Source organism: Neorhizobium sp. SHOUNA12A, assembly GCF_023006505.1.
Lineage (GTDB): Bacteria > Pseudomonadota > Alphaproteobacteria > Rhizobiales > Rhizobiaceae > Neorhizobium.
In genome coordinates, this window is record NZ_JALBGV010000150.1 from 1 (window position 1) to 7,426 (window position 7,426).

At 54.8% G+C, this 7,426-nt stretch carries 7 protein-coding genes and 1 pseudogene; all 8 read left to right on the plus strand.

The window, feature by feature from the left end; genetic code table 11:
* Positions 1-276 precede the first annotated feature (276 nt).
* A complete protein-coding gene (locus MOV63_RS31565) occupies positions 277-1,245 on the plus strand; it encodes a phosphotransferase family protein (RefSeq protein ID WP_247039674.1) in 969 nt (322 codons plus the stop codon).
* 256 nt (positions 1,246-1,501) lie between these two features.
* Complete coding sequence (locus MOV63_RS31570; protein ID WP_247039675.1) at positions 1,502-2,233, plus strand: trans-aconitate 2-methyltransferase; 732 nt, start codon at positions 1,502-1,504, stop codon at positions 2,231-2,233.
* On the plus strand, positions 2,230-3,675 hold the full coding sequence (locus MOV63_RS31575) for a chorismate-binding protein (RefSeq protein WP_247039678.1): 1,446 nt from the start codon (positions 2,230-2,232) through the stop codon (positions 3,673-3,675). Before MOV63_RS31570 ends, MOV63_RS31575 begins: the two co-directional genes overlap by 4 nt.
* A gap of 91 nt (positions 3,676-3,766) precedes the next feature.
* Positions 3,767-4,420, plus strand: a complete 654-nt coding sequence (locus MOV63_RS31580; RefSeq protein ID WP_247039679.1) for a phosphoribosylanthranilate isomerase — start codon at positions 3,767-3,769, stop codon at positions 4,418-4,420.
* A gap of 381 nt (positions 4,421-4,801) precedes the next feature.
* Positions 4,802-4,936 (plus strand): annotated as a pseudogene (locus MOV63_RS33105) (IS110 family transposase); the annotation flags it as partial.
* A 181-nt stretch (positions 4,937-5,117) separates the two neighbouring features.
* Positions 5,118-5,507, plus strand: coding sequence for an IS66-like element accessory protein TnpA (tnpA, locus tag MOV63_RS31590; protein ID WP_247039680.1), 390 nt, complete (start codon positions 5,118-5,120; stop codon positions 5,505-5,507).
* The gene (gene tnpB, locus MOV63_RS31595) at positions 5,504-5,857 is read left to right on the plus strand and encodes an IS66 family insertion sequence element accessory protein TnpB (protein WP_247039681.1); all 354 of its coding nucleotides are present in this window, start codon (positions 5,504-5,506) and stop codon (positions 5,855-5,857) included. The genes tnpA and tnpB overlap by 4 nt, the downstream gene beginning before the upstream one ends.
* A 69-nt stretch (positions 5,858-5,926) precedes the next feature.
* Positions 5,927-7,426 (plus strand): IS66 family transposase (gene tnpC / locus MOV63_RS31600; RefSeq protein ID WP_247039683.1); only part of this gene is annotated, 1,500 nt, incomplete at its 3' end.

The window sequence follows — 7,426 nt, forward strand, 5'->3', positions numbered from 1 at the left end:
CAGACAATTTTATGAGGTTGCCGTGATGCCAGAAGCGCGGTTCTCCGAGCGCCTTTCGAAGGCACCGGACGAGCGTTCGACGTGTCTATGTCTTGCCGGCGCGCCATAGATGGCGACCATCTTTCGGACGTCGGCCGGAAATCAAGACCTCGGAGAAATATTAATCGGGGTAGGAAGCGAGCAGATTCAAAGGGAAAAGCATCCTGTCTCGCGTCAAACCGTTATGCCGCATCCGTATCTGTCGACCACGAGGTTCCACTTAGATGAGATTGGCTTATGAAGAGTTTTGATGAGCTTCACAACCTGAAGCGCCTGCTCCACAAACATGATGTCTCGTTGTCAAACTGGGTAGAGTTGAGCCAGCGTGGTTTTTCAGGTGCGCGGATTTATAGACAACATAATCGAGAGGGCGCCTCCTACATCTTGAAAGTAACGTCGGCCGATTTCGATTGGATAATGAGGGCTACTTCGGATTCCAAATGCCGCGAAGCAATTTTGGCCAACGCTCGTATTCGCCACGATCGGATTGGTTCTCCGGCAATCGGCTCCGCACAAGACAGCTCGGTTTTCTCGATCTTGATGCAGGATATTTCGGAGTGCCTGTTGTCAAACGAAAGAGTCACGAAAGATCAATTGCAAACAATATTACTTGGCGCTAGCCATCTGCATTCGTTGCCTCCCCCCGCTGGGGTCGATGTGCCGTGGTGTACAATTGAAGATCGCCTTACCCTTTTCATGCCGAATCCCGAGAAGTTAGTCAGTTTCAGAATTGCCAATGACATCCTGGCCGGATGGGAGCTATTCTTTGACTACGCGCCGAAAAACATCGGGGATACAGTTCGCTCTCTGTTCAACGACCTAGGCCCTCTGAAACGCGCGCTCGATCAGCTGCCCAACTGTTTTCTACATGGCGATCTCAAGCTTGACAATATCGGCATATCCTCCGACGGAACCGTTAGCCTGATCGATTGGTCGATGTCGATGCTCGCGCCTGCCGCCATCGACCTCGGCTGGTTTATGGCGATGAACTCCCGAGCCTCGCCGATTTCACTCGACGACGTGCTCATGTACTACACTTCCTGCGGGGTCATCGAAAGGCGACTTCACGATCGGCACCATGCTTTAACGATATTGTGCGGGCTCATGTTGCGAGGTTGGCGCAAGGCGTTGGATGCCAAGGCGGGAGATCCGGCCGAACTCCATTGGTGGTGCGAGCGTGCATCGAGCGCCACGAAAATATTGTGATCACACTCTGGAGATCCGCCGGAACTCCCGGATTGGGTCCGCTCATCTAGGAGCTTCCTTCGGCTTCACGACGGCGGCTTGCAGCAAATGTGCCGCTTCGGTGCATGTCACCCAAAGCGTACGATAGTTCGAGGCGACGGCCTACATGGCAACGCGAAGAGCTCCGTGCGATGGGGCGCGCACGTGAGGGGAAAAAAGGTGACCGAAGTCGCGACGGCAATGCAGGAAACGGTGTGTCCAGGAAACGGAGAAGAATATGTTTGACGATTTTTTGTATAACAATCCCGAATTATATGAAAAGGTCTTTCCATCGCGTGGCAAGAGCCGCTTGTGCATCGAGATCTTTCAAAAGTATCTCACGGATCCTCCATCCTCGGTTTTGGATATTGCCTGTGGCTCGGGTCGTGACTTAGTTGAATTTTCAAAGCGTTATTCCGACTGTGTCGGTTTTGATATCACGCCTGGCATGGTGGCCCTTGCGCAGAAAAGAAATCCGAATCTGAAAATAGCAACCGCCGACATGCGTTCCTGCCGTCTGAATCGTAGCTTCGATGCAATCTGTGCATTGGGAGGCAGTATTAATTTTGCACTGTCTAACGACGAGATGGACGCAACGATCAAGACATATCAAGCTCATGCGCATGAAGGCACGTTGCTGATAGTGCAGCCCTTGAACCCTGGCGATTTCTTCGGCGAGTTGAAAGTTCCGGAGGTCTTTTCCGTCTCTTACGATGGCTTCAATGCCACTGGAACAGCCAGTTATAAAATTTCGAAGATACAACAAGTAGTAGAGCGGACGCGTATATGGAAAGTTAAAGACGAAAACCGAGAGTTCACCGATTCTATGAGCTTTAGAGTTATATTTCCAGCTGAAATAAGTTACTTTCTAAGTCAGAACGGCTTCGAGGTTATTGATATTTTCGAAACGCCTGGAGGGCCTCACTATAATATGTCAATGTATGTCGTGGCGAGGTTCAGAAAGCAATGACCCCATACAACAGCGGCGAGGACGTTTCGTACTGGGAGCGCGCTTGCGACTTCTTTCGCATGGTAGGTGCCTCCGAGACGGAAGGAAGCTATTTTATCCACAACAAGAACAGCAACATGGTAAAGATTGGTATCATGTGCCGAGCTGCGGTTTCCATCGATGAAGGAGTCCTCAGCTGTACTGAGGACGGCGAAAAAACCGTCGTCGACTCGCATTCCGAAGCAGATATCTTCAAACACATCGAAAAACTCTTAAAAAGAGACGCTCCATATTTCTTCATTGTAAGCCCGGACATCCATCGACGATTTGTCGACAAGGAACTCCCGCAGGCTGTTTTCGTACAGCCGTCCATAGAGTTCGTTTTTTCACCCGATCGAAAGCTCGGCCAAATCAGTTTCAGCCGAGACTTCGCAAGTGAGCGGCAGGGCGGCCTCATGCTGCGCGCCTTCTCGGAGGAATTATTTTCTGCTCAACCGAATTGTCTCGGTGAACCATTGCTGTTCTCCGAAATGGTCGCTAGTTGGATCTCCGCCGAGGATGATGAGAGTTTTTTGAAAAGGCTCGATGACGCCATAAGCATCCTACAGGACTTCCCGGATGGGAAGATGACTCTGACCCGTGCCTATGAATATCGCCTGGCGGCGAAACATGACCCGTTCAAATTGTACGAACTTCATGCTTCCATGAACGGCGACTACGCCTGCAGTCACTTCTTCTGCGTTCGAAAAGATGTTTTTGCTTTGGGTTCGAGCCCGGAGAACATATTCGAGCTGGATGACAGGACGTTGATGGTGGATGTCGTTGCGGCGACTTGCAAGCCAAGCGATGACGGCGAGTTTCTGGCGACCGAGTTGTACGACAATCCCAAACAGCTCAAAGAACATAGGTCATCTTTAGTCAACCGAATGAATAGATTCAACGCCTTCTGTGAGGGTGGATCGATTAAAGTTACAAAAGAGCTCCAGATAAAAAAACTTCGCAATGTCTTTCATTTGTATTCTATATTCATGGGGAAATTGCTGATCAGCATCAACATTTTCGATCTGCTGGGGAATATATTTCCCCTGCTGGGCGCTCGCCCGAAGGAGTTGTTGGCTATCGCCGATGCGGAGAGGGCTCCTCACCGCTACTATGGCGGTGTGGTGGGGCATATGCACCTGCAAACCGGTGGATGTTTCTTGAATATCCGCAATGCATTGCTGAACGATTATACGATCCACGTCAAGGTGGGCGTCGGTGTGCTCAAAGAGTCCAGTTCATCCAGCGAATTGATCGAGACCCAGGATAAAATATCCGGTCTAATGGAGGCGATACACCTTTGGGAAGAGTCATTTCACGCGGAAGAGGATCCAGAGGCAGCGTCTCTGGGACGATCCGAAACCGAGGACAGCAAACCAAAGTTGCAAAATTCAAACAAAGATCATGCGGCAAACAATGATTGAGCGGGATGCGCTTCCAGTGCGTTGCGTTGCGCTCTAAAATGAGTTGCGTCCACGGAGGACATTACTCGACGATGCGTGGAGGCTTGGACATATGCTTCGAGTGAAAGTTTGCGGCATTACTCGGCAGGAAGATGCTTTTGCCGCGGTGCGTGCAGGAGCCGATGCCATCGGTTTGCAGTTTTATGGAAAGTCGACTCGCCATGTGACGCCCGAACAAGGCCGTTCGATTAGGAAACAACTGCCGCCGTTCCTGTCCGTGGTCGGGGTGTTCGTCAATGCTGAAAGGGAAGAAATATTGCGCACGGTGCAATGTTGTCGTTTGGACTATATTCAGCTGCACGGTGACGAGGGTCCGGAATACTTCGTTGATATGCCGGCGAAAACAATTAAAGTCGTGCGGGTCGGCGGCGCGGAGGATCTCAAAGGTCTGGAACGCTACTCTGCGGATGCGTTGCTGCTCGACGCCAAGGTAGGCAACCAGTATGGCGGCACAGGTCAATGTTTCGACTGGTCCCTGCTGAACGGATTGACGACATCCGTGCCGCTTATTCTCGCCGGAGGGTTGCGTCCAGGTAACATAGAGAAGGCGGTAAGGGATGCCAATCCTCAAGCGGTGGACGTGTCCAGCGGCGTGGAATCTGCGCCAGCTGTTAAAAGCTACGAAAAAATGCGGCTATTCATTGAAAAGGCACGAAGCGCCGCGCGGTCCGGCCATGGCGGAATTGACGGCGCGCTTCGAGCATAATTGATTCATGTCTTGACTATCGCGACATAGGCGAACCGTAGAGATATATCACGCGGACGTTGATCTGACGTTACTTGGTCTCACCGCCCGCGGTGCGTCAAGCGCTAGCGCCGACCAAAAGGCGAAGTAGAGCGGGTATCGGTGCATGTGAAGTATAGCGTTTGCTGTTGGTTGCCCCGCAGCACGGTGCTGAACGAGATGTGCTCGGTAACCGCCCACTGCTACCGCGGGGAGTTTGCTTGATGCGAGCGACTAAAGCTTGTCGCAGCTAACCGGATTCGGAATTTCAGTTTGGCTTGATCTGTGATTATGGGATGGCCCGCCCCTCTCTGGAGCGATCGGTTAGGATTGCTCTGTTTGGAACGAGAGAGGAACGGACCGATGTCGATATTTGTAATCGGAATTGATCTTGGCAAGAACGTCTGCAGCCTTGTCGGGCTCGACGAAACTGGCGCTGTAGTTATGCGCCGTCGCCTAAGCACGGTGTCTTTCACTCCGTCGTCGCCAGCAGGCTGCCATCAAAGGCTTGACCAAAGACACAATCAAGAACCAGACCCATTCATCTGGAAAGCCGATCCCGATGAGATCATTGCGGCCCTCAAACGGGGGCACCGTAACCGGTGTTCTGGCCCCACGTTGCTCGCCGTCGCCTGATCTGTGATCGAGTTTCCATGGACGAGCGGCAAGGAGTTTCTCCATGGACACTACATTGGAGGTTCTCACGACGCGGCCGGGCCGACGAGAGGCTCATCGCCAATGGCCGGACGATATCAAGGCACGGATCGTTTCGGAAAGCTTGCGACCGGGCGCGACGGTGAATGAAGTCGCGGGGCGATACGGGCTGAAGGCGAACCACCTGTCGTCCTGGCGAACACTGGCGCGGCAAGGCAAGCTGGTTTTGCCTGAGCCGGTGGATGCAGTCGAATTCGCGGCCATGGTTGTCGAGCCGCCCGCGCAGGAGCCGCCGACTGTCAAAGCAGTTTCTCGCGCCGAGATTGTCGTCGGCCCTGTCACCATCCGCCTTGACGAAGGTGCGTCTGCTGCCCGGATCGCCGCCATCGCGCGTGCACTGGCAGCGACAATATGATCTTTCCATCGAACCGCGTGCGGATCATGGTGGCGACCAAACCCGTGGACTTCCGCAAGGGGCATGACGGATTGGCGGCGCTGGTGAAGAACGAATTGCACAAAGACCCGTTCACCGGAACGGTCTTTGTGTTCCGGTCGCGCAAGGCAGACCGTCTGAAGCTGATCTACTGGGATGGCAGCGGCATCGTGCTGGCCTACAAGCGGCTGGAAGAGCACACCTTCACCTGGCCCGGTATCAAGGATGGCCTGATGACGCTGACCCATGCTCAGTTCGAATCCCTGTTTGCGGGCCTCGATTGGCGACGGGTTCATGCCGTCAAGGCGAGAACGCCGCAGACTGTCGAATAGCTGCGGCACGATGACTCAGGACGGCAAATTCCAAAAGCAAATCAGGTCGAGATTTGGTAGCTTTTGGCCATGCTGGATGCCGCCGATCTTCCCGATGATGTTGCCGCCCTGAAGGCGATGCTGATCGCGGCGCAGGCACGCGAGGCGGATAAGGTTGCCCAGATTACCCGCAAGGATGAGCGGATCGAACGGCTTGAGAGACTGGTCGCCGCCTTCAAGCAGGCAGCCTTCGGGCGCAAATCCGAGAAGACCGATCCCGACCAGTTCGATCTGGCACTAGAAGACCTGGAAACGGCGATGGCCGCGATCCATGCCGAGGATGAGGCAGACGCTCCAGCCGGGACCAAGGTCTCAAAACCACGAGCGATCAATCGCGGCTCCCTTCCTCAGCATCTTCCCCGTGTGGAAGAGGTGATCGAGCCGGAAAGCCTGATCTGCGCCTGTGGCGGTTGTTTGCATCGCATCGGCGAGGATGTCTCCGAGCGGCTTGATGTGGTCCCGGCGCAGTTCCGGATCATCGTAACCCGGCGTCCCAAATATGCATGCCGAGCCTGCACCGATGGCGTCGTCCAAGCCCTGGCTCCGGCACGGTTGATCCAGGCAGGGCTGCCGACGGAAGCGACTGTCGTCCATGTCCTGGTCTCCAAATATGCCGATCATCTTCCGCTTTACCGTCAGGCCCAGATCATGAGCCGCCAGGGCATCGATCTCGACCGCTCGACGCTTGCCGACTGGGTCGGGCGAGCAGCGTTCGAATTGCGTCCCGTCTTCGATGCACTGATCGCCGACCTGAAGCGCTCAACCAAGCTGTTCATGGACGAGACCCGTGCTCCGGTTCTCGATCCCGGCTCGCGCAAGACCAAGACCGGATACTTCTGGGCGCTGGCGCGGGATGATCGCCCATGGGGCGGCGGCGCTCCACCGGGCGTGGCCTTCACCTATGCGCCTGGTCGAGGAGGCATTCATGCCGAACGGATATTGCAGGGCTTCTCCGGCATCCTGCAGGTCGATGGCTATGCCGGATACAACAGGCTGATCGCGCCTGAGCGCATCGGACCGGACATTCGGCTTGCCTACTGCTGGGCCCATGCACGGCGAAAGCTGGTGGAGATCACCCGCAATGGAGCAGCACCTATTGCCGAGGACGGCGTCAAACGGATCGGTGAACTGTATCGGATCGAAGCCGAACTGCGCGGCCTTAGTCCGGAGGCTCGGCTTGCTGGACGGCAGGAGCGGTCAGCGCCACTGGTCGCCGACATGCAGGCTTGGCTTGTTCATCACCGTGCCCGTGTCGCCAGGAAGTCCCCGCTCGGCGAAGCTTTGGCCTACATCGCCAAATACTGGGATGGCCTGAAGCTCTTCCTGACCGACGGCCGTATCGAGATCGACAACAACAATGTCGAGCGGACCATCCGGCCAATAGCCTTGAACAGGAGGAATGCTCTCTTCGCCGGGCACGACGGCGGCGCGACATACTGCTCATCTGATGATGTCCTTATAATAAAAGGGGATTTTGAAGTGGGTTGTGAGATATCGGACGCCGTGATCGCCTGGCATCGGCCTCGTGGC

What these genes read in the sequence shown, in the direction of transcription:
- MOV63_RS31575 (WP_247039678.1), top strand. Translation starts at nt 2,230, where the DNA reads ATGACCCCATACAACAGCGGCGAGGACGTTTCGTACTGGGAGCGCGCT.
- tnpA (WP_247039680.1), top strand. Translation starts at nt 5,118, where the DNA reads ATGGACACTACATTGGAGGTTCTCACGACGCGGCCGGGCCGACGAGAG.
- MOV63_RS31570 (WP_247039675.1), top strand. Translation starts at nt 1,502, where the DNA reads ATGTTTGACGATTTTTTGTATAACAATCCCGAATTATATGAAAAGGTC.
- MOV63_RS31580 (WP_247039679.1), top strand. Translation starts at nt 3,767, where the DNA reads ATGCTTCGAGTGAAAGTTTGCGGCATTACTCGGCAGGAAGATGCTTTT.
- MOV63_RS31565 (WP_247039674.1), top strand. Translation starts at nt 277, where the DNA reads ATGAAGAGTTTTGATGAGCTTCACAACCTGAAGCGCCTGCTCCACAAA.
- tnpB (WP_247039681.1), top strand. Translation starts at nt 5,504, where the DNA reads ATGATCTTTCCATCGAACCGCGTGCGGATCATGGTGGCGACCAAACCC.